Below are 19,804 nucleotides of genomic sequence, written 5' to 3'. Positions count from 1 at the left end.
GTGCCCTGCCCAATGAAGCCTATGTGCCATTTATTCAAACCGATGTGGCCATTAACCCCGGGAACTCGGGCGGCCCTTTATTTAATACAGCCGGCGAGGTCGTTGGCGTGAACTCGCAAATCTACAGCCGCTCCGGCGGCTTCATGGGCGTTTCGTTTGCGATTCCTATTGATGTGGCCATGGAAGTGGTTGCGCAGCTACGGGATAAGGGCAAGGTCAGTCGTGGCTACTTGGGTGTTTCCATTCAGGAAGTGACCAAAGAGTTGGCCGATGCTTATGGCTTAGAGCGTCCAGCAGGTGCATTGATTGCCAGCGTTGAGGCCGATTCACCGGCGGGCAAAGCGGGTTTGAAGTCGGGCGATGTGGTTACGCAGTTCAATGGACTGGCGATTAACCTTGCGGCTGAGCTGCCACAAGCCATTGGCCGCGCCAAGGTGGGTGAGACCTACCCCCTTATGGTCGTGCGCGACCGTAAGGCCTTGCAGCTTCAAGTCAAAGTCCAGCCCATCCCGGAAGAGCAAGTAGCAACTACCAAAGCGGCTAGCCCAGATTTGTCGCGCTTAGGTCTGACCTTGCGCGATTTACAGGAGTCGGAAAAAGCCTCTCTGAAACTCGCAGGCGGAGCCTTGGTTGTTAAGGTGGCCGAAGGCTCGGGTGCCGATGCCGGCTTGCGTAACGGCGATGTAATTACCCGTTTGGGCAGCACAGCCATCACCAGTGCGCGTGAGTTTGTTGCGGCAGCCCGTAAGCTCAATGCGGGGGTCACTGTACCCGTGGCGATTTTGCGTCGGGGCAGCACCTTAATTCTGGCGTTGAAGCTAGAACCTCAGGATGCCTCGCGATAATTCGAAGTAATTTCGCTGCCGCCCCGCAGGTTTTCGCCGGGGCGGGGCGAATCGGCTACACTATGCGCCCCCTTGCAGAAACATTCTGGCTGAGTCGCTGTGTCCGAAATTAAGAACATCCGCAATTTCTCTATCATCGCCCATATTGATCATGGCAAATCGACGCTGGCCGATCGATTTATTCAGATTTGCGGCGGTCTGGAAGATCGTGAAATGCAAGCACAAGTGCTTGATTCCATGGATCTTGAGCGTGAGCGTGGCATTACCATTAAAGCCCACTCGGTCACGCTCTATTACACCTCGAAAATCGATGGTGAGACCTATCAGCTCAACTTCATCGATACCCCAGGCCATGTCGACTTCTCCTATGAGGTCAGCCGTTCGCTGGCAGCGTGTGAAGGGGCCTTGTTGGTCGTGGATGCAGCTCAGGGCGTTGAAGCCCAGTCTGTAGCCAACTGCTACACGGCCATCGAGCAGGGCTTGGAAGTGATGCCTGTGCTCAACAAGATCGACCTGCCGCAGGCAGACCCCGATCGTGTCTGCGAAGAAATTGAAGAAATTATTGGTGTTGAAGCCATTGATTCGCCTCAGTGCTCGGCCAAAACCGGTTTGGGCGTTGTTGATGTCTTGGAAGCGTTGATCCAGCGCATTCCTGCCCCTGTGGGGGACCGCAGTGCGCCACTGCAAGCGCTAATCATTGACTCCTGGTTCGACAACTACCTCGGCGTGGTCTCGCTGGTGCGCGTGAAGCACGGCCGCGTGAAAAAAGGCGACAAAATTCTGGTGAAGAGCACCGGTCAGAGCCATCTGGTAACCAGCGTGGGTGTGTTTAACCCCAAGCACAGCGAAACGGACGGTCTCCATGCCGGTGAAGTCGGCTTTGTCATCGCCGGCATCAAAAACATTTTCGGCGCGCCGGTGGGCGATACGCTGACCCTGATTGGCACACCCGATGTGGATATGCTGCCCGGCTTCAAGAAGGTCAAGCCGCAGGTCTACGCCGGACTGTTCCCCATCACCTCCGATGATTACGAGCCGTTCCGCGACGCACTCTCCAAGCTCACGCTCAATGATTCGGCGCTGTTCTTCGAGCCGGAGTCGTCTGACGCTCTAGGCTTCGGCTTCCGTTGCGGCTTCCTTGGCATGCTGCACATGGAGATCGTGCAGGAACGCTTGGAGCGCGAATACAACCTCGATTTGCTGACCACGGCACCAACCGTGATCTACGAGATTATTACCAAGAAGGGCGAGACGCTTTACGTCGACAACCCCTCTAAGCTGCCGGACACCGGATCGGTTGAAGAGTTCCGTGAGCCGATTGCCGAGTGTCATATTTTGGTGCCGCCGGAGTATGTCGGCGATGTCATCAAGCTGTGTCAGGAGCGACGCGGCACGCAGAAGAGCATGCTCTTTCATGGCAAACAAGTGGCGCTGACCTATGACGTGCCCATGGGTGAAGTCGTGCTCGACTTCTTTGACCGGTTGAAGTCCTGTTCGCGTGGCTATGCCTCCTTAGACTATGCGTTCAGCCGATTTGAACCTGCCAGCTTGGCTCGCGTGGATATTTTGATTAACGGCGAGCGGGTTGATGCGCTGGCCATGATTTGCCACACGCAGAATGCACGTTATCGCGGCATGATCATTGTCGAAAAAATGAAAGAACTGATTCCCCGTCAGATGTTTGATGTGGCGATTCAGGCGGCGATCGGCGCTCAGGTCATTGCGCGTCAAACCGTTAAAGCGATGCGTAAGGACGTTTTGGCCAAGTGCTATGGCGGCGACGTCAGCCGTAAGCGCAAGCTGCTGGATAAGCAGAAAGAAGGCAAAAAACGAATGAAGCAAGTGGGTAACGTCGAAATTCCGCAGGAAGCCTTCCTCGCGGTACTCAAGGTCGATAAGTAAACCAAGCGAAGCCGCGCGGGAGCGTTCATGGATATTGATTTTTCATTGGTGCTGACCTTAGCCGTATTAATAACGGGTTTGCTGTGGGGTTTTGATGCCTCCGCGCTAAAACCGATTCGTCAGCGGCGACTAAAAGCAGCTCAAGCGGCAGCCGCCGCCCAAGGTGCGGCCTTGCCGGCGGATGCTGAGCAAAAGTTGCTGCGAGAACCGTGGTTATTTGAAACAGCGCACAGCTTTTTCCCGGTGCTGGCGGTTGTCTGGGTGCTGCGCTCCTTTCTGGCGGAACCATTTACGATTCCTTCGGGGTCCATGTTGCCGTCGCTAGAAATTGGCGATTACGTGCTCGTTAATAAATTTGCTTACGGCGTGCGTTTGCCGGTCCTAGGCACCGAAATTTTGCCCGTAGATCTGCCCAAGCGTGGCGAGGTCATGGTGTTTAAGTTTCCGACCAGTCCAAACATGAACTACATCAAGCGAGTGGTGGGTCTGCCTGGCGATCTCATTGAAAGCCGCCGTGAAGTGCTTTTTATCAATGGGGTCGAGGCTAAGCGCGAGTTACTGTCGCAAGAGCCAGCGATTGAGCCTTGGCAGCAAGTTTGGCGTGAAAACATCTTTGGCGCAGTTCATACCACGCGTGAGGAGATAGGTCGCGAGCCCACTGGCGGTGATTGGTCATATACCGTGCCTGCGGGTCATTACTTTGTCATGGGCGATAATCGTGATAACTCCAACGACAGTCGCTTTTGGGGGCCTGTCTCCGAGGACCTGATTGTGGGTAAGGCGTTTTACATTTGGATGCACAAAAAGCCGGGCTTGAACCTACCGGTCTTTAATCGCAACGGGAGCATTGAGTGACGCAGCCATTAGCGCGCCTCCAGCGCATTTTGGGCTATCAGTTCCAAAATGAGGCTTGGTTGCAGCTGGCGCTAACGCATCGCAGTGTCTCGGGTAAGCGCAATAATGAGCGCCTCGAGTTTCTGGGCGATGGCCTGCTTAATTTTGTCATCGCCGATTGCCTATACCAGCAGTTTCCAGACGAGAACGAAGGCCGCCTGTCGCGCTTGCGGGCGACGCTGGTGCGTGAAGAAAGTTTGGTGATTCTGGCGCATGAATGGAAGCTGAGTGAGTTCCTCATCATGGGCTCGGGCGAGTTGAAGAGTGGTGGCTATCGTCGTGATTCGACGCTAGCGGATGCGGTCGAGGCCATCATCGGGGCCATGCACTTAGACGGAGTGGCCATGCCCGATATGCAGGCGCATATTCGTCGTTGGTATGGTGAGCGCTTGTTAACCATCGAAGCAAGCGATGCATTGAAGGACGCTAAAAGCCGTTTGCAGGAGTTTCTGCAGGGACGCAAGCTGGCGCTACCAACGTATGAATTGGTCAGTGTTACGGGCGAGGCACACGAACAACATTTTCAAGTGCGTTGTCTGCTCGCCGCGAGTGCAGTGTCCGCGCATCAAGACATTATGACCGAAGGCGAGGGCGTCACCCGACGCGTCGCTGAACAACAGGCTGCCGCCGCTGCGCTGGCCGTGCTGGAACTGGGAGCAGGGCAGAAAAATGGCATCCGATGACATCATCAACTCATTCTTTTCGGGCTCGGCCGCCGACCCCGCGAATACCGTGCCCAGCGACTATCGCTGCGGCTATGTGTCTATCGTCGGGCGGCCGAACGTGGGCAAGTCGACCTTGCTCAATCACATCCTCGGGCAGAAGCTCGCCATCACCTCGCGCAAGCCGCAGACCACGCGCCATCGCATGCTCGGCATCGTCTCGCGTGACAAGGTGCAGGCGATTTATGTGGATACGCCCGGCATTCATGGCGAAGAGCGCAAGGCCATCAATCGCTACATGAACAAGGCCGCGACCTCAGCGCTGAAGGATGTTGATGTCGTGCTGTTCGTGGTCGACGGCCTGAAGTGGTCGCCGGATGACGAGCTGGTGCTGACCAAGCTGCAAAAGGTCAATGTGCCGGTGCTGCTGGTCATTAACAAGGTCGATACCATTGAGGATAAGGCCGCCTTATTGCCGCATATTGAGCAACTTTCGCAGCGCCTACCCTTTGTTGAAGTGGTGCCGGTATCGGCACTGAAGGGCCATAACCTCGACAAGTTGCACGAAGCCGTGGGCCAGCGTCTGCCGTTCTCGCCGCCGTTCTACGATGAAGACCAGATCACGGATCGCTCGCAGCGCTTTCTCGCGGCCGAACTGGTGCGCGAAAAAATCATGCGTCAGCTCGGTGAGGAAATTCCCTACGAGATCACGGTTGAAATTGAAGAGTTCAAGAAAGAAGGCAAGTTGTTGCGTATCTCCGCCTGCATTCTGGTCGAGCGCGATGGTCAGAAGAAGATCGTCATTGGTGATGGTGGCCAGCGATTGAAGCTGATTGGCACTGAGGCGCGTCTCGATATGGTGAAACTGTTCGACAGCAAGATCATGTTGTCGCTGTGGGTCAAGGTCAAAGGCGGCTGGTCCGATGATGAGCGCGCTCTGAAAAGCTTGGGCTATGGTGACCTTTAAGTTGCTACCGAGGCCTTTCCGCAGCCATGCGTGAACTAGCCTGGCAGCCTGCCTATTTGCTCCACGCACGCGCGTATCGCGAAACCAGCGTGTTGGCAGAATGGCTACTGCCTGAGCTGGGTCGAGTCGGAACGGTGTTGCGCGGAGCGCGGAGCAAAGGTCGTGTCGTGCCAGCCCCGTTTCAACCCTATTTTGTGCAGTTGGCAGGCACTGGCGAACTCAAGCAAATTCCTGCTCATGAAGCTGCAGGTCCGGCCTTGAATCTCGTCGGCCCCGCCTTATTTTCCGGACTGTATTTGAATGAACTGCTGGTGCGCCTATTGCCGCGTGAGTTGCCGCAACCGGAGCTTTTTGTGGCCTACGCGGGGGCTATAGGCGAGTTAAGTGAGCTTGTCGAGCCGGAGGTTAGGGGCATAGAGCCTGTTTTGCGCCGTTTTGAGCGACAGCTGCTCGACACCATGGGCCAAGTCGCCAGCCAGACGCATCAGGCAGATACTCAGCAGCCTTTGGCCGCAGACCAGTACTACCAGTTTTATCCCGAGCAGGGCTGGCTGCCGGCTCGCGATGGGCAATCGGGCGCTTGTTTAGGGGGGGATATCATGGCCGTCGCCGCAGACACGCTGGATACACCCGACCGCAGGCGTTTAGCAAAGTGGCTGTATCGCTTGGCGCTAGAGCCTCTTCTCGCGGGTAAGCCATTAAAAAGTCGTGATTTATTTGCTGCTATGGTTAGGCCAGCACAGGAGCGTACACCATGAGTCCGTTATACCTCGGCGTTAATATTGATCACATTGCCACGCTGCGTCAGGCGCGCGGGACGCGATATCCAGAGCCGGTGCACGCTGCGCTCATTGCCGAAGAGCATGGTGCTGATGGCATTACTGTGCATCCCCGTGAAGATGGCCGCCATATCCAAAAGCGGGATGTGCGCATCCTCGCTGAGGTGCTGCAAACACGCATGAATCTTGAGATGGCTGTGACGGAAGACATGCTGGCGTTCGCTGAAATCATCCGCCCTAAACATGTGTGCCTCGTGCCGGAAAAGCGCGAAGAACTCACCACTGAGGGCGGCCTTGATGTGGTGGGCGGCTTCTCTCGCATTCAAGCCGCATGCCAGCGTTTGGGGCGGCAGGGCATGGATGTTTCCTTGTTTATTGACCCCGAGCCGTCACAAATTGACGCGGCGATTCGTGCCGGAGCCCCCACGATTGAACTGCATACCGGCGCCTATGCGGACGCTGAAGGTCCGGCAGAAATTGAACATGAGTTCGAGCGCATTCGATTGGCTGCAGAATATGCCCACGGCAAATTGGTGGTGAACGCAGGTCATGGCCTGAATTTTCACAACACCGCGCGTATTGCCGCCTTGCCACAATTTCATGAGCTCAATATTGGTCATGCACTGATTGCACGCGCCTTGTTTAGCGGCTTGGCCACGGCGGTGCGTGATATGAAAGACTTAATGCAGGAGGCGCGTCGTAGCCGATGAACGAAGAGCAATTCGAGGTTTTTATTGCCGATTGCGCGCAGGCGCTGCAAGCCAAGCAGGCACTTCTTCAAAGTCAGTTTGGCCTAGATCGCTTTAGTCGTTGGAAATTGGAGCAGGACTCCTCCGTGCTCTGCTTTCTCACGCAAGATGGCCGTGAGCAGCTTCGATTCCGTGTGACGCCGATTGGTACGTATGCCAGCGCGCAAGAGACATGGAAGTGGGCGTGGGCGAATGCCAAGTTACCGCAGACAGCGCGAGAGCGTGCTGAACGATTGAAGGCATTGCGTGAACAAACAGACTATGACTGCTTTGCTGATGGTGAGGCATTTACAGCCGATGACACCATGGCCTGGGAGCTGGCTGCGGCGGCTGTTGCGTCTCTGAATGCCGTGGGATGCTATCGCGCCCCCAATCGTGACACCTGGCTTTTTTTGGCGCTGGAAGAGGCTTTGATTTAACACCTCTTCCAGCCCGCCGCGCTTAGTTCTTTAACTCAATGCTGCCGCTCACATTGACCGAAACACGACTATCACCGCCTGCCATTTCGGCAGCGGGTGCGCCATCAGCCATCTTCATCATCATCATGGGTGGCCGAGGGTAGCCACCACCGCCACCGCTGCTACCAAGGTTCATTTGCACTAAGCTATAGCTCTTGGCGCCCCAGGCTTGGCGAACGGCATCGGCCTTCTCGCGGAATGCGGCAATCGCATCCGTTGTGAGCTTTTTCTCAGCGGCCAAACGGGTTTCTTCGGACACCACAAAGTTCAAGCCTTGAAGTTGCAGCTTGTCTTGCAGTTGACTGAGTAACTCACCCGCCGCTTTAAAGTCTTTAGATTCCAGATTCAGTTCAGCGCGGCCGCGCCAGTTCTCTAGTTTCTGTTTGTCGTTATACACCGGCCAGCTTTGTTGATTGCCGGAGGCCAACTTAACGGTATTGAAGTTGCGGCCCTTGGCCAGGCTTTCGTTCATGGCCAGTGTTAAGGCACGAGCTAACTGGCCCGGATTTTTATCGGATAATTCGATGCTGAGCGTGGCTCGCATCAGGTCATTGGGCAGAACTTGGCTCACTTCCGTTTGAAAATCGACGCGGTTTCGTGGGCTTTGATGATCTGAAGCTAGGGCCAGATTGGCTGTGCTAAGCAGTGTCATCGCCAGTACACAGGCTTTAAGCGTATTTTGCGTCATGAAATCGTTACTCCAATTGCGTGTAGGCCTGTGCGACCGCACAGTTGCTTCGTAGAATACGCTTCAACGTCTTGGAGGATGACATGAGTAATACAACGAAAGCCTTAGGTAGTTTTATTTTCTGGAGCCGTTGGTTGCAGTTGCCGATGTATCTCGGCCTGATCGTGGCCTTGGGCATCTATTCTTACAAATTCCTGCTCAAGCTGTGGGACCTAACGATTAATCTCGGCATCCTGAAGGAAGATGACATCCTGCTCAATGTGCTTTCACTCATTGACGTGGTGATGATCGCTAACTTGCTGGTGATGGTGATTATTGGTGGCTACGAAATTTTCGTGAGTCGTTTAGATGTGCAGGATCATCGGGATCAACCCGAGTGGCTCGCGCATGTGGATGCCGGCGTGTTGAAGGTCAAGCTGGGCATGGCACTGATTACTATCTCGTCGATTCATTTGCTGCGTAGCTTTATTGATGCAGGCAACATTTCCGAGCACACCCTGAAGTGGGAAGTGATTATTCACATGGTGCTGGTAGTGTCTGCAGGGTTTATTGCGGTGACCGACTGGATGATTAATAAGTCTAAGAAGTCACACTAAGCTGGACTGTTAAGCAGGGAGTAGCGGGGAGTTCAGGCCCACCGTCACCTGCTCATCGTGTATGAGCAGGGGGCGTTTAATTAGACTGGGTTTGGCAATGAGCAAGGCTGTTAGCGCTGACGTATCCGACAGCGCAGCTTGCGCTTCTGGAGAGAGCTGGCGCCACGTTGTACCTTGGCGATTCACTAACTGATCAGCGGGCAGATGCGCTAACCAGAATGAAATCTGTTCAGCACTCGGCGGCATCTTTTTGAAATCCTGAAACGCATAAGCCACGCCCGCCGCATCGAGGCGGGCGAAAGCTTTCTTCATGCTGTCGCAGGCTTTGATGCCGCAGATCTGCAGCATTAGCCCATCAGTCCTGTTTCACGCAGCAGCTTCAGCACCTGCTCGGCCGCTTCACTGTTGCTCTTCGCCAGCTGTACCGGTGCAATCGCTTCGGCACTGCCACGAATGCGCAGGCTGCGCTCACCGACCACTTCATCCGCCACAATCACCAGCAAACCCGCTGCTTGCAGCGCTTCTATGGCCTGATCGTCAGCATTGACTACCACTGGCAACGCGCCTGCTTGGAAGAGCGCGCGCTCAATAAGCTCTGCTAATTCACGCGCACCGCTGGCTTCCACCACCAACTTCATCGACGGGTGGCCGAGGCGACGAGCACGCGCAGCAGCCGTGACGGCGGGCAGCTGTTCGATATCGCTTAGGGTCTTGGCACGCTCTTGCACCATGCCGGCACCGACCGTGATGTTGCTCAGACGGTCGATGACTATTAGGTTGCCGGTAGCCTTGCTCAGCGCATAGCTGTCGAATGCGACGGCGCGGGTCAGCTGCACGCGGCAGAGCGCGATGCCGTTCAGCGCCAGGCTGTCGGTTGCGCTGGTGGCCAGCGTATTAACATCGATCTGGTGCACGATTTCCGTGACCTGACCCGAGGTGAAGGTCGTGCCGAGCTTGAAGTCGTAGGTCTTGCCGACCGTCAGCGGCTGCTCGTGCATCCACACGATATGCGCGAGGAAGGCATGGCTCATGGTCAGATCGTCATCGGCAGCGATGATCATGTCGCCGCGCGAGATGTCGATTTCGTCGTTGAGTGTGACCGTGATGGCCTGGCCGGCATGGGCCTCAGCCAGCTCGCCTTCCCAGACCACAATCGATTTGATCGTCGAGGTCTTGCCCGACGGCAGTGCCTTGATCGCCATGCCCGGCTTCACGCTGCCGGCGGCGAGCGTGCCGCAGAAGCCACGGAAGTCCAAGTTCGGACGGTTCACGTACTGCACCGGCAGACGCAACTTGCCCAGCGGCACGGCGCGCTGAATCGGCAGCGTGTCCATCAGTTCCAGCAGCGGCGTGCCGGTGTACCAGGGCATCTGTGTGCTCTGGTGCACGACGTTCTCGCCCTTCAGCGCCGACATCGGCACATAGCGCACGTCCGGCACATTGAGCTGGGCCACGAAGGCCTCGTACTCGGCCTTGATCTCGTTGTAGCGGGCTTCGCTGAAGCCGACCAGGTCCATCTTGTTGATGGCGATGACGAAGTGGCGGATGCCCAGCAGCGAGCAGATGAAGCTGTGGCGACGGGTCTGCACCTGCACGCCGTAGCGGGCGTCGATGAGCAGCACAGCGACATCGGCTGTGGAGGCACCGGTGGCCATGTTGCGCGTGTACTGTTCGTGGCCGGGGGTGTCGGCAATGATGTACTTGCGGCTGTCGGTGGCGAAGAAACGGTAGGCCACATCGATGGTGATGCCCTGTTCGCGCTCGGACTGCAGGCCATCCACCAGCAGCGCGAGATCGACGACTTCGCCGGTGGTGCCATGTTTAACGCTGTCACGCGTGATGGCGGCGAGCTGGTCCTCGAAGATCATCTTCGAGTCATGCAGCAGGCGGCCGATCAGGGTGGACTTGCCGTCATCCACGCTGCCGCAGGTGATGAAGCGCAGCATGTCCTTGTGTTCATGCTGGTGCAGGTAGTCCTGAATATTGTCGATACGTTCAATGATCATTAGAAATAGCCTTCGCGTTTCTTCTTTTCCATCGAGCCCGATTCATCGTGGTCGATGGCGCGGCCGGAGCGTTCCGAGGTGCGGGTGACCAGCATCTCCTGAATGATGTCCGGCAGGGTGACAGCGTCGGATTCGACGGCGCCGGTCAGCGGATAACAGCCGAGCGTGCGGAAGCGCACGTTCTTCATCATCGGCACTTCGCCTTCACGCAGCGGCAGGCGTTCGTCATCCACCATGATGAGCATGCCATCACGCTCGACCACCGGACGCACGGCCGAGAAGTACAGCGGCACGATCTCGATGTTCTCGAGGTAGATGTACTGCCAGATGTCCAGCTCGGTCCAGTTCGACAGCGGGAACACGCGGATCGACTCGCCCTTGTTGATGCGGCCGTTGTACAGGTTCCACAGCTCCGGACGCTGCACTTTGGGGTCCCAGCGATGGTGCTTGTCGCGGAAGGAGTAGACGCGCTCCTTGGCGCGCGACTTCTCTTCATCGCGGCGGGCACCGCCAAAGGCGGCATCGAAACCGTGCATGTCCAGCGCCTGTTTCAGCGCCTGGGTTTTCATGATGTCGGTGTATTTCGAGCTGCCGTGATCGAATGGGTTGATGTTCGCCGCCAGCCCATCGGGGTTGGTGTGCGAGATCAGCTCCATGCCGGCTTCCTTGGCGATGCGATCGCGGAAACTGATCATTTCCTTGAACTTCCACGTCGTGTTCACGTGCATCAGCGGAAACGGCGGCTTGCCGGGCGCAAAGGCCTTGCGCGCCAGGTGCAGCATCACGGACGAATCCTTGCCGATCGAATACATCATGACCGGGTTGTCGAACTCGGCAGCAACCTCACGGATGATGTGGATGGACTCGGCCTCAAGCGCCTTGAGGTGAGTCATGCGGTGTTCGGGGAGCGACATGCGCGCGTGTCCTCTTTAAGAAACGGGTTCAGTCCGCAATGCGGAGCAGTTCGTTGATGCTGGTCTTGCTGCGGGTCTGGGCATCGACCTTCTTCACGATGACGGCGCAGGTCAGGCTGTAGCGGCCATTGTCGCGGGGCAACGAGCCAGCCACAACCACCGAGCCGGCGGGTACGCGGCCATAGCTGATCTCGCCGGTTTCGCGGTCGTAGATCGGGGTCGACTGGCCGATGAACACGCCCATCGACAGCACCGAACCTTCGCCGATGATCACGCCTTCGACCACTTCCGAGCGCGCACCGATGAAGCAGTTGTCTTCGATGATGGTCGGGTTGGCCTGCAGCGGCTCCAGCACGCCGCCGATGCCGACGCCGCCGGACAGGTGCACATTCTTGCCAATCTGAGCGCATGAACCAACAGTGGCCCAGGTGTCGACCATCGAGCCTTCATCGACAAAAGCACCGATGTTCACGTAGGAGGGCATCAGCACCGTGTTGCGGGCGATGAAGCTGCCGCGACGGGCCACTGCAGGCGGTACGACACGAATGCCGCTGGCCGTGAATTGCTCCGGCGTCCAATCAGCGAACTTGGTCGGCACCTTGTCGTAGAACTGCATGCCGCCACCGGCCGGAATCGGCACATTGTCATTTAAGCGGAACGACAGCAGCACGGCTTTCTTTAGCCACTGGTTGACTTGCCAGTCGCCGTTCACCTTCTCGGCGACGCGGGCGGCGCCGCTATCGAGCAGGGTCAGGGCTTCGTTGACCGCATCGCGCACATCCTGTGGGGCCGACTTCGGCGAAAATTCGTTGCGGCGCTCAAAAGCGTCTTCAATAAACGTGGCAAGCGACATGACTCTCTCCAATCAGGCAAAACAAAAATCACTTCCCAAGAATCACTTCTGAAGAAAGGATCGAATTCTTTCGGCGGCCTCAACACACTCCGCCACACTGGCAACCAACGCCATCCGCACATGACCTTCGCCCGGGTTGCGGCCATCGCTGCCGGTGCGAGCCAGATAGCGGCCCGGCAACACGGTAACGGCTTGCTGCGCATGCAGTTCGCGGGCGAAGTCTTCATCGGAGCCCGGCGTGCGTGCCCAAAAGTAAAAACCCGCTTCGGGCATCTGCAGTGGCAGTACCGGATTCAGTATGGCCAGCACGCGCGCGAACTTGTCGCGATAAAGGGCGCGATTGTCCCTCACATGGGCCTCATCTTGCCAGACCTCTGTTGAGGCCAATTGATGCTGAACCGGCATGGCGGAGCCGTGATAGGTGCGATAACGCAGATATTGCTTGAGCACGGCAGCATCGCCCGCGACAAAACCGGAGCGCAGGCCGGGCAGGTTGGAGCGTTTTGATAAAGAGTGAAAGACCACGCAGTTCTTAAAATCGTCGCGTCCGAGTTCAGCGCAGGCTTGCAATAAGCCCACGGGCGGCAGGCTTTCGTCGAAGTAGATTTCCGAATAGCACTCATCGGAAGCGATGATGAAACCGAAGCGATCGCTCAGCGAAATCAGCTTTTTCAGCGTGGCCATGCTCAGCAATGCGCCGGTAGGATTGCCCGGCGTGCAAATGAACAACAGCTGCGTGCGCGCCCACACCGTATCGGGCACGGCATCGAAGTCGGGCTGCAGGCCGGTGGCGGGTGTGCAGGGCAGGAATACCGGTTCTGCTCCAGCCAGCAAGGCGGCGCCTTCGTAGATCTGATAGAACGGGTTGGGCATGAGCACCAGCGGCTTCTCACTCACGCTGCGATCCACCACTGCCTGCGTGAACGAAAACAGCGCTTCACGCGTGCCATTGACCGGCAGTACCTGCGTGCCGGCATCTACCGCTTTCAGACCGAAGCGTTGCGTCAGCCACTGGACGATAGCTTCGCGCAGCACCGGCAGGCCGAGCGTGGTCGGATAGCTCGACAGGCCGCCGATATGGCGGGCGATGGCTTCCGCCACGAAGGCCGGCGAAGCGTGCTTGGGCTCGCCGATGGAGAGCGCAATCGGCTTCAGCTGTGTCGGTGCGGCATGGCCCTTGAACAGCGTGGCCAGCTTCTCGAACGGGTAGGGATGCAGCAGCGACAGATCGGGATTCATCAGGAGGTCTGGTCCAGTTGCTCGCGCAAGGCGGCGCACAGGCGCTCGCAAAGCTCGGGATCGGAAAGCGGTTGTTGAGCGGCGTCCGTGAGAAAGAACACGTCCTCTGCACGCTCACCCAGGGTAGCAATACGCGCGTTCTGCAAATTAACACCGTGCTCCATGAAGATGCGGCCGACGCGCGCCAGCAAGCCCGGGCGGTCGAGTGTGATGACCTCGATCACGGTACGCTGATGCACCAGATCATTGCTCAGGTTGACCTGAGTGCGTACATCGAAATGCTTGAGCTGGCGCGGCAGACGGCGCTGCACCAGTACCGGGAACTGATCCGGGCGCGCCAGACTCTGGCGCAGCTCGTTGCCGATATGCGCCAAGCGCGCGCTGTCGGCAATGCGGTCGCCGTTTTCATCGAGCACGATGTAGGTGTCCAGCGAAAAGCCGTTGTTTGAGGTGATGATGCGCGCATCCATGACGGTCAGGTGCAGCTGATCCAGCGCGGCCACGGTGGCGGCGAACAAGTTCGGCAGGTCGCGCGTGTAGACGAAGATCTGCGTGGCGCCATCGTAGGGCTCGCTGTGATTTTCGCGCACCAGCACCAGTGGTCCGGCATCCGGCCCGTGACGCAGCAGTGCCGTGGTGTGCCAGGCGATGTCTTTCGCCGACTCGCGCAGGAAATAGTCGTCGCCCAGGCTGTCCCAGACCGCTTCGGCCTGACTGCTGCTGACCTGATGCTCTTCGAGCAGCTCCAGCGCCGAGGCGCGGTTCTCGATGATCCACTCTTGCTTGTCGATCGGATTCACTAGGCCGCGACGCAGCGCGCGCTTGGTCTGCGTGTAGAGCTGGCGTAACAGCGAGGCGCGCCAGGAGTTCCATAGCGTCGGGTTGGTGGCGCAGATATCGGCCACCGTGAGCGCGTAGAGGTAGTCCAAGTGCACAATGTCGCCGACTTTCTTCGCGAACTCGTTGATGACATCAGGATCAGACACATCTTTCTTCTGCGCGGTGACTGACATGACCAAATGTTGCTGGGTCAGCCAGGCCACCAAATTGGCATCCCACTTGCCGAGGCCGTGCTCAATGCAGAAGTCATGGGCATCCACCGCGCCCAGCTCGGAGTGATCGCCGCCGCGACCCTTAGCGATGTCGTGAAATAAGCCGGCGATGTAGAGCAGCTCAATTTTTGGCAGATTCTTGGCGACTTTGGCGACGACCGGAAAGCGTTCCTCCACTTCGGGGTAGCGGAAGCGACGCATGTTCTTCAGCACCAGTAGCGTGTGCGCATCCACCGTGTAGATGTGGAAGAGGTCGTACTGCATTTTGCCGATGATGGCGCCAAAGGCCGGAATGTAGCGGCCCAAAATACCGTAACGCTTCATTCGGCGCAGCGAGGAAAACAGGGCGGTGCGGCAGCGCAACAGCTCCATAAACAAGGACTTATTGCGAATGTCGTTGCGGAAGTTGTCATCGATGAGCACAGCATGCTGCATGATCAGGCGAATGGTGCTGGCGCGAACTTCAGTGACTTCAGGGTGATCACCCAGCAGTACAAAAATTTCTAGCAGGGCCGAAGGGTAGCGCTTAAACACGTCTTCGGAGGTGACTTCAATGATGCCATTACGCAATTGAAAACGGCTGTTGAGCGCCACCACGGGAGCGCTTTCGTCTTCGCCCAGAATGGCTTCGTCGAAGTAGCGCAGCAGCATTTCATTGAGCATGGAAATGCGCATGGCTGCGCGGTAATAGCCTTGCATCAGCTGCTCGACGCCGCGATTAGCCTGACTATCACCATAGCCAAAAAGCTCGGCCATGCGTCGCTGGTAGTCGAAAAGCACACGCGTATCGCTGCGACCACTGACGATGTAGAGCGCGAATCGAATGCGCCAAAGTACGCACTGACACTCATCTAGCTCAACAAACTCGGCCTCGGTAATAAAGCCATGCGCCACTAAATCACGCAGCGTATCGGCACCAAAGTGGCGCTTGGCGACCCAGCCAATGGTTTGGATGTCGCGCAGCCCGCCGGGTGCGTTTTTGAGGTCCGGCTCTAGGTTGTACTCGGTGTTGTTGTGCTTGGCATGACGCGCAATTTGTTCATCGCGCTTGGCAATAAAAAAGGCTTTTCCCGGCCACAAGCGATCCGGTCCGGTCAGGCGCTGCATGTCGCGACGCAGGCGCTCGTCACCCACCAGCGTGCGCGATTCCATGATGTTGGTGGCGATGGTGATGTCTTCCGTCGCCAGCCGCACGCAGTCCGAGAGCGAACGCACGCTGGAGCCGATATCCAGCCCCAGATCCCACAAGTGCGTGATGAACTGGCTAACGGCTTCTTCGGCGCCCGTGGGGAGCTCTGCACCGTCATGCAGTATCAACACGTCCACGTCCGATGCCGGATGAAGCTCAGCACGGCCATAGCCGCCCACAGCTAAGAGAGCGAGATCATTAAACTGATCTAAGCCTAGATTGACCCAGGCTTGGCGCAGGACGTCATCAATCGCATTGGCCCATTCGCGTACTAGGAGGCGAATGTCACGACCTTCCTTAAAGCGCTCAATGAGTTCGGCCTGCGCCGCTTTCAGACTGGCTTTGTCTGAAGGGGAGGTGCTCATGCGGCACGCTCGCTCAGGAACGTAAAGTCTTCTTCGGGGCGTGCGGTCAGAATTTCGACGCCCGTATCCGTGACGAGAATGGTGTGCTCCCACTGCGCGGATAACTTGTGGTCTTTGGTTACCACGGTCCATTCATCGGGCAGCAATTTCGTGTGGTGCGAACCGGCATTGATCATAGGCTCAATGGTAAAGGTCATGCCTGCTTGCAGCGCCATGCCTTCACCGGCTTTACCGTAATGCAGAATTTGTGGCTCTTCATGGAACACTTTGCCAATGCCATGACCACAGTATTCACGTACCACTGAATAGCGGTTCGCTTGTGCATGTTGCTGAATGACGGCACCGATGTCGCCCAACGTGCAGCCAGGACGAACCAACGCCAATGACTTGTATAAGCACTCTTGCGTTACGCGAACCAATCGTTGCGCCAAAATGGAAGGTTGGCCAACAAAGAACATTTTGCTGGTGTCACCGTGATAGCCATCCTTAATGACCGTGACATCGACATTGATGATGTCGCCATCCTTTAAGATTTTCTTGTCACTGGGGATGCCATGACAGATGACCTGATTCACCGACGTGCAGATGCTTTTCGGGAAACCGCGATAATTCAGTGGCGCCGGAATAGCACCTTGAACATTGACGATGTAGTCGTGACAGATCTGATTCAGTGTCTCAGTGCTGACACCGACTTTAACGTGCTCACCAATCATGGTTAGTACATCAGCGGCGAGACGGCCAGCCACGCGCATTTTGTCGATTTCTTCAGCGGTCTTAATCAGCGTGCTCATGCAATGTCCCGGACGAACCCCGCGAATTCACGCAGTGGTTGAGGTTTAGAAGTCGCCTATGGTATAAAGCGCGCCGCATTTCGGCAAACATACGAAGTGTGTATTTTTAAATCCGACCAACAGTCGACACGATTACCGGGTGCTCATTGAGAAAAATGTGTTGGTAATTGGGGCTGTTGCGAGGCCATAACCCAACTGGAGAAACTTTCATGGCACAAGTCACCATGCGTGAGCTGCTGCAAGCCGGCGCTCACTTCGGTCACCAGACTCGCTTCTGGAACCCCAAAATGGCCCCGTACATCTTCGGCGCCCGCAACAAGATTCATATCATCAACTTGGAACACACTGTTCCAGCGCTCAATGATGCCCTGAATTTCGTGAACCGTCTGTCCAGCCAAAAGAACAAGGTTCTTTTTGTTGGCACCAAGCGCGCTGCAGCGCCGATCATTGCTGAGCACGCCGCTCGCGCTGGTCAGCCCTACGTTAACCACCGCTGGCTCGGCGGCATGCTGACCAACTGGAAGACCATTCGCCAGTCGATCAAGCGTCTGAAAGATCTGGAAGCTCAGCTCGCTGACGGCACATTCGCCAAGCTGACCAAGCGTGAAGTGCTGGAACGCACTCGCGAAATGGAAAAGCTGGAAAAATCGCTGGGCGGCATCAAAGACATGGGCGGCTTGCCGGATGCCATGTTTGTTATCGACGTTGATCACGAAGCCACTGCAATCGCCGAAGCGCGTAAGCTGGGCATCCCCGTAATCGGTGTGGTGGATACTAACTCCAACCCAACGGGTGTGGATTATGTGATCCCTGGTAACGATGATGCCATCCGCGCAATTCACCTCTACGTCGGTTCGATGGCTGATGCCATCATCGAAGGTCGTGAATTTGCTGCCACCACTGGTGGTCGCGAAGCTGACGGTTTTGTTGAAGTCGCTGCAGCCGCTGAGTAATTTCCGGAGGCACTGAATTTCGTGCTTTTGAGTGGCTGTTAGATGAAGAAAGGGGCTTAGGCCCCTTTTTTCAGATGGTTTTTTGTTTCAGATGATGTTTCTGCGCTGCTGAAACATCCCTTTTTTGGTCGACGCCGTCAGGCGGAGGCCTTTTTTATTGAACACACTGAGAGGATTTAATCATGGCAGACGTAACCGCCGCCCTCGTAAAAGAACTCCGTGAGCGTACCGGCCTCGGCATGATGGAATGCAAAAAGGCATTGGTTGAAGCCGGTGCTGACATCGAGCTGGCTATTGATAACCTGCGTAAGTCGGGTCAGGCCAAAGCCGCTAAGAAAGCGGGCAACATCGCTGCTGATGGCGCCATCATTCTGGCTAGCGATGCTGGTTTGGCTATCGCGCTGGAAGTGAACTGCCAGACTGACTTCGTGGCTCGTGATGCCAACTTCTCCGCTTTCGCCAACAAGGTTGCCGGCATTGCCCTGGCTGCCCGCGAAACTGATGTAGCCAAGATTGCTGAGCTGAACTACGACGGCATCACCGTTGAAGAGGCACGCATTGCTCTGGTGCAGAAGATCGGTGAAAACATCCAAGTTCGTCGCGCCGTTTTGGTTGAAGGCGCTCAGCTGGCCACCTATGTTCATGGCCTGAAAATTGGTGTTGTTGTTGCTTTCGAAGGCGGCGATGTCGACCTCGGTAAGCAAGTGGCTATGCACGTAGCAGCAGCAAACCCTCTGGTTGTTAATGCAGACGAAATTCCTGCTGAAGTGCTCGCGAAAGAGCAGGAAATTGCTGAAGCTAAGGCGGCTGAATCCGGCAAGCCAGCCAACATCGTTGAAAAAATGGTGCAGGGCGCTCTCGCTAAGTTCCGTGGTGAAGTCTCCCTGGTTGAGCAAGGCTTTGTGATCGACCCAGAACAGAAAGTGGGCGCTGTGTTGGCTAAGGCCGGTGCAAAAGTGACCAAATTCGTGCGTCTGGAAGTTGGTGAAGGCATTGAAAAAGTAGAAGTTGACTTCGCTGCTGAAGTGGCCGCTACGCAGGCTGCTGCCGCTGGTAAGTAAGTCGTCGCTAGTCATCACTGACTGTCTGCAAAAGGCCTCTTAATGAGGCCTTTTTGCTGTAAGCTTGCTAACAATCTAAAACCCTTAAAGAGGCCCTGCTAATGACTGATCAACGTCTCGCGCACAAGCGCATTCTGCTGAAATTGTCAGGTGAGGCGCTAGCTGGAGATGCCGATGTTGGCATTGACCCTAAAGTCCTGAAGCGCATGGCGCTGGAGGTTGGTCAGCTCGTCGGTATTGGTGTGCAAGTGGGCATTGTAGTGGGCGGCGGCAATTTGTTCCGTGGCGCAGCACTGCAACAGGCTGGCTTGGACCGAGTGGCTGGTGATCACATGGGCATGCTGGCGACCGTGATGAACGGCTTAGCCCTGCGTGATGCCCTGGAACGCAACAACATCAAAACGCGCTTAATGTCGGCCATCCCCATGAGTGGTGTGGTTGATCATTACGATCGCCGCGCTGCTATTCGACATTTACAAAGTGGCGATGTCTGTATTTTTGTGGCTGGCACCGGCAATCCATTCTTCACCACCGACACCGCTGCGTGCTTGCGGGGCATTGAGATCAATGCCGATATTGTCATCAAAGCGACGAAGGTTGATGGCATCTACAGTGCCGACCCGGTGAAAGACTCCAGCGCCACCAAGTACGATTTAATTACCTTCGATGAAGTGCTGACCAAGCAACTAGCCGTTATGGATTTGACCGCTATGTGCCTGTGCCGCGACCACAACATGCCACTGCGTGTCTTTAATATGAATAAGACCGGCGCCTTGCTGAACCTTGTGGTGGGTGAGTCTGAAGGCACGTTGGTGACGCGTTAATTTTAGTTTTCGACCGA

General features: G+C 56.5%; 20 protein-coding genes. 12 read left to right on the top strand and 8 right to left on the bottom strand.

Going from position 1 to position 19,804, the window contains the following annotated elements; genetic code table 11:
- The 8 genes from AC14IB_RS04745 to AC14IB_RS04710 form a co-directional block, all read left to right on the top strand.
- Positions 1 to 845: PDZ domain-containing protein (locus tag AC14IB_RS04745; protein WP_484230794.1), on the top strand; the 845-nt coding region annotated here is incomplete at its 5' end.
- 108 nt (positions 846 to 953) lie between these two features.
- Positions 954 to 2,747 carry a translation elongation factor 4 gene (lepA, locus tag AC14IB_RS04740; protein ID WP_484230800.1) on the top strand — a complete coding sequence of 598 codons (1,794 nt, stop codon included), beginning with the start codon at positions 954 to 956 and terminating at the stop codon, positions 2,745 to 2,747.
- 27 nt (positions 2,748 to 2,774) lie between these two features.
- On the top strand, positions 2,775 to 3,602 hold the full coding sequence (gene lepB, locus AC14IB_RS04735; RefSeq protein ID WP_484230793.1) for a signal peptidase I: 828 nt from the start codon (positions 2,775 to 2,777) through the stop codon (positions 3,600 to 3,602).
- Positions 3,599 to 4,324, top strand: a complete 726-nt coding sequence (gene rnc / locus AC14IB_RS04730; protein WP_484230792.1) for a ribonuclease III — start codon at positions 3,599 to 3,601, stop codon at positions 4,322 to 4,324. Before lepB ends, rnc begins: the two co-directional genes overlap by 4 nt.
- Positions 4,311 to 5,270, top strand: coding sequence for a GTPase Era (era, locus tag AC14IB_RS04725; protein WP_082968763.1), 960 nt, complete (start codon positions 4,311 to 4,313; stop codon positions 5,268 to 5,270). Before rnc ends, era begins: the two co-directional genes overlap by 14 nt.
- A gap of 26 nt (positions 5,271 to 5,296) precedes the next feature.
- Positions 5,297 to 6,028 (top strand): DNA repair protein RecO, encoded by a 732-nt coding sequence (gene recO / locus AC14IB_RS04720; protein ID WP_484230791.1) that lies wholly within the window; start codon positions 5,297 to 5,299, stop codon positions 6,026 to 6,028.
- A complete protein-coding gene (gene pdxJ / locus AC14IB_RS04715; RefSeq protein WP_484230790.1) occupies positions 6,025 to 6,759 on the top strand; it encodes a pyridoxine 5'-phosphate synthase in 735 nt (244 codons plus the stop codon). The genes recO and pdxJ overlap by 4 nt, the downstream gene beginning before the upstream one ends.
- Positions 6,756 to 7,217 carry a DUF6882 domain-containing protein gene (locus AC14IB_RS04710; protein WP_484230789.1) on the top strand — a complete coding sequence of 154 codons (462 nt, stop codon included), beginning with the start codon at positions 6,756 to 6,758 and terminating at the stop codon, positions 7,215 to 7,217. The genes pdxJ and AC14IB_RS04710 overlap by 4 nt, the downstream gene beginning before the upstream one ends.
- A gap of 22 nt (positions 7,218 to 7,239) precedes the next feature.
- Here the strand turns inward: AC14IB_RS04710 and AC14IB_RS04705 are convergent, their stop codons facing one another.
- On the bottom strand, positions 7,240 to 7,944 hold the full coding sequence (locus AC14IB_RS04705) for an SIMPL domain-containing protein (protein WP_484230788.1): 705 nt from the start codon (positions 7,942 to 7,944) through the stop codon (positions 7,240 to 7,242).
- 83 nt (positions 7,945 to 8,027) lie between these two features.
- Between AC14IB_RS04705 and AC14IB_RS04700 the strand changes: the two genes are divergently transcribed.
- Positions 8,028 to 8,540, top strand: coding sequence for a TIGR00645 family protein (locus AC14IB_RS04700; RefSeq protein WP_484230787.1), 513 nt, complete (start codon positions 8,028 to 8,030; stop codon positions 8,538 to 8,540).
- A gap of 9 nt (positions 8,541 to 8,549) precedes the next feature.
- Here the strand turns inward: AC14IB_RS04700 and AC14IB_RS04695 are convergent, their stop codons facing one another.
- Genes AC14IB_RS04695 through map form a run of 7 tightly spaced genes read right to left on the bottom strand, consistent with a single transcriptional unit; the run spans position 8,550 to position 16,949 of the window.
- The gene (locus AC14IB_RS04695; RefSeq protein WP_484230786.1) at positions 8,550 to 8,888 is read right to left on the bottom strand and encodes a Spx/MgsR family RNA polymerase-binding regulatory protein; all 339 of its coding nucleotides are present in this window, start codon (positions 8,886 to 8,888) and stop codon (positions 8,550 to 8,552) included.
- A complete protein-coding gene (cysN, locus tag AC14IB_RS04690) occupies positions 8,888 to 10,546 on the bottom strand; it encodes a sulfate adenylyltransferase subunit CysN (RefSeq protein WP_484230785.1) in 1,659 nt (552 codons plus the stop codon). The genes AC14IB_RS04695 and cysN overlap by 1 nt, the downstream gene beginning before the upstream one ends.
- Positions 10,546 to 11,460 carry a sulfate adenylyltransferase subunit CysD gene (cysD, locus tag AC14IB_RS04685; RefSeq protein WP_484230784.1) on the bottom strand — a complete coding sequence of 305 codons (915 nt, stop codon included), beginning with the start codon at positions 11,458 to 11,460 and terminating at the stop codon, positions 10,546 to 10,548. The genes cysN and cysD overlap by 1 nt, the downstream gene beginning before the upstream one ends.
- 28 nt (positions 11,461 to 11,488) lie before the next feature.
- Entirely contained in the window at positions 11,489 to 12,313 is an 825-nt protein-coding gene (gene dapD / locus AC14IB_RS04680) for a 2,3,4,5-tetrahydropyridine-2,6-dicarboxylate N-succinyltransferase (RefSeq protein WP_484230783.1), read from the bottom strand.
- A gap of 42 nt (positions 12,314 to 12,355) precedes the next feature.
- Positions 12,356 to 13,552, bottom strand: a complete 1,197-nt coding sequence (dapC, locus tag AC14IB_RS04675) for a succinyldiaminopimelate transaminase (protein ID WP_484230782.1) — start codon at positions 13,550 to 13,552, stop codon at positions 12,356 to 12,358.
- Positions 13,552 to 16,158 (bottom strand): [protein-PII] uridylyltransferase, encoded by a 2,607-nt coding sequence (locus AC14IB_RS04670; protein WP_484230781.1) that lies wholly within the window; start codon positions 16,156 to 16,158, stop codon positions 13,552 to 13,554. Before AC14IB_RS04670 ends, dapC begins: the two co-directional genes overlap by 1 nt.
- A complete protein-coding gene (gene map, locus AC14IB_RS04665; RefSeq protein ID WP_484230780.1) occupies positions 16,155 to 16,949 on the bottom strand; it encodes a type I methionyl aminopeptidase in 795 nt (264 codons plus the stop codon). Before map ends, AC14IB_RS04670 begins: the two co-directional genes overlap by 4 nt.
- Positions 16,950 to 17,158: 209 nt before the next feature.
- Between map and rpsB the strand changes: the two genes are divergently transcribed.
- From rpsB to pyrH, 3 genes are all read left to right on the top strand, one after another.
- Positions 17,159 to 17,902 (top strand): 30S ribosomal protein S2, encoded by a 744-nt coding sequence (rpsB, locus tag AC14IB_RS04660; RefSeq protein WP_068859810.1) that lies wholly within the window; start codon positions 17,159 to 17,161, stop codon positions 17,900 to 17,902.
- A 182-nt stretch (positions 17,903 to 18,084) separates the two neighbouring features.
- The gene (gene tsf / locus AC14IB_RS04655; protein ID WP_484230779.1) at positions 18,085 to 18,963 is read left to right on the top strand and encodes a translation elongation factor Ts; all 879 of its coding nucleotides are present in this window, start codon (positions 18,085 to 18,087) and stop codon (positions 18,961 to 18,963) included.
- Positions 18,964 to 19,064: 101 nt separating this feature from the next.
- Positions 19,065 to 19,787: a UMP kinase gene (pyrH, locus tag AC14IB_RS04650; RefSeq protein WP_484230778.1), complete on the top strand. Its 723-nt coding sequence runs from the start codon at positions 19,065 to 19,067 to the stop codon at positions 19,785 to 19,787.
- Positions 19,788 to 19,804 lie beyond the last annotated feature (17 nt).

Source organism: Perlucidibaca sp., assembly GCF_057084925.1.
The sequence above is the reverse complement of the archived record's forward strand: the minus strand, read 5'-3'. Positions and strand labels throughout refer to the sequence as shown.

What these genes read in the sequence shown, in the direction of transcription:
- pdxJ (WP_484230790.1), top strand. Translation starts at nt 6,025, where the DNA reads ATGAGTCCGTTATACCTCGGCGTTAATATTGATCACATTGCCACGCTG.
- AC14IB_RS04705 (WP_484230788.1), bottom strand. Translation starts at nt 7,944, where the DNA reads ATGACGCAAAATACGCTTAAAGCCTGTGTACTGGCGATGACACTGCTT.
- pyrH (WP_484230778.1), top strand. Translation starts at nt 19,065, where the DNA reads ATGACTGATCAACGTCTCGCGCACAAGCGCATTCTGCTGAAATTGTCA.
- cysN (WP_484230785.1), bottom strand. Translation starts at nt 10,546, where the DNA reads ATGATCATTGAACGTATCGACAATATTCAGGACTACCTGCACCAGCAT.
- rpsB (WP_068859810.1), top strand. Translation starts at nt 17,159, where the DNA reads ATGGCACAAGTCACCATGCGTGAGCTGCTGCAAGCCGGCGCTCACTTC.
- AC14IB_RS04695 (WP_484230786.1), bottom strand. Translation starts at nt 8,888, where the DNA reads ATGCTGCAGATCTGCGGCATCAAAGCCTGCGACAGCATGAAGAAAGCT.
- AC14IB_RS04700 (WP_484230787.1), top strand. Translation starts at nt 8,028, where the DNA reads ATGAGTAATACAACGAAAGCCTTAGGTAGTTTTATTTTCTGGAGCCGT.
- AC14IB_RS04710 (WP_484230789.1), top strand. Translation starts at nt 6,756, where the DNA reads ATGAACGAAGAGCAATTCGAGGTTTTTATTGCCGATTGCGCGCAGGCG.
- AC14IB_RS04670 (WP_484230781.1), bottom strand. Translation starts at nt 16,158, where the DNA reads ATGAGCACCTCCCCTTCAGACAAAGCCAGTCTGAAAGCGGCGCAGGCC.
- dapD (WP_484230783.1), bottom strand. Translation starts at nt 12,313, where the DNA reads ATGTCGCTTGCCACGTTTATTGAAGACGCTTTTGAGCGCCGCAACGAA.
- dapC (WP_484230782.1), bottom strand. Translation starts at nt 13,552, where the DNA reads ATGAATCCCGATCTGTCGCTGCTGCATCCCTACCCGTTCGAGAAGCTG.
- lepB (WP_484230793.1), top strand. Translation starts at nt 2,775, where the DNA reads ATGGATATTGATTTTTCATTGGTGCTGACCTTAGCCGTATTAATAACG.
- map (WP_484230780.1), bottom strand. Translation starts at nt 16,949, where the DNA reads ATGAGCACGCTGATTAAGACCGCTGAAGAAATCGACAAAATGCGCGTG.
- tsf (WP_484230779.1), top strand. Translation starts at nt 18,085, where the DNA reads ATGGCAGACGTAACCGCCGCCCTCGTAAAAGAACTCCGTGAGCGTACC.
- era (WP_082968763.1), top strand. Translation starts at nt 4,311, where the DNA reads ATGGCATCCGATGACATCATCAACTCATTCTTTTCGGGCTCGGCCGCC.
- recO (WP_484230791.1), top strand. Translation starts at nt 5,297, where the DNA reads ATGCGTGAACTAGCCTGGCAGCCTGCCTATTTGCTCCACGCACGCGCG.
- cysD (WP_484230784.1), bottom strand. Translation starts at nt 11,460, where the DNA reads ATGTCGCTCCCCGAACACCGCATGACTCACCTCAAGGCGCTTGAGGCC.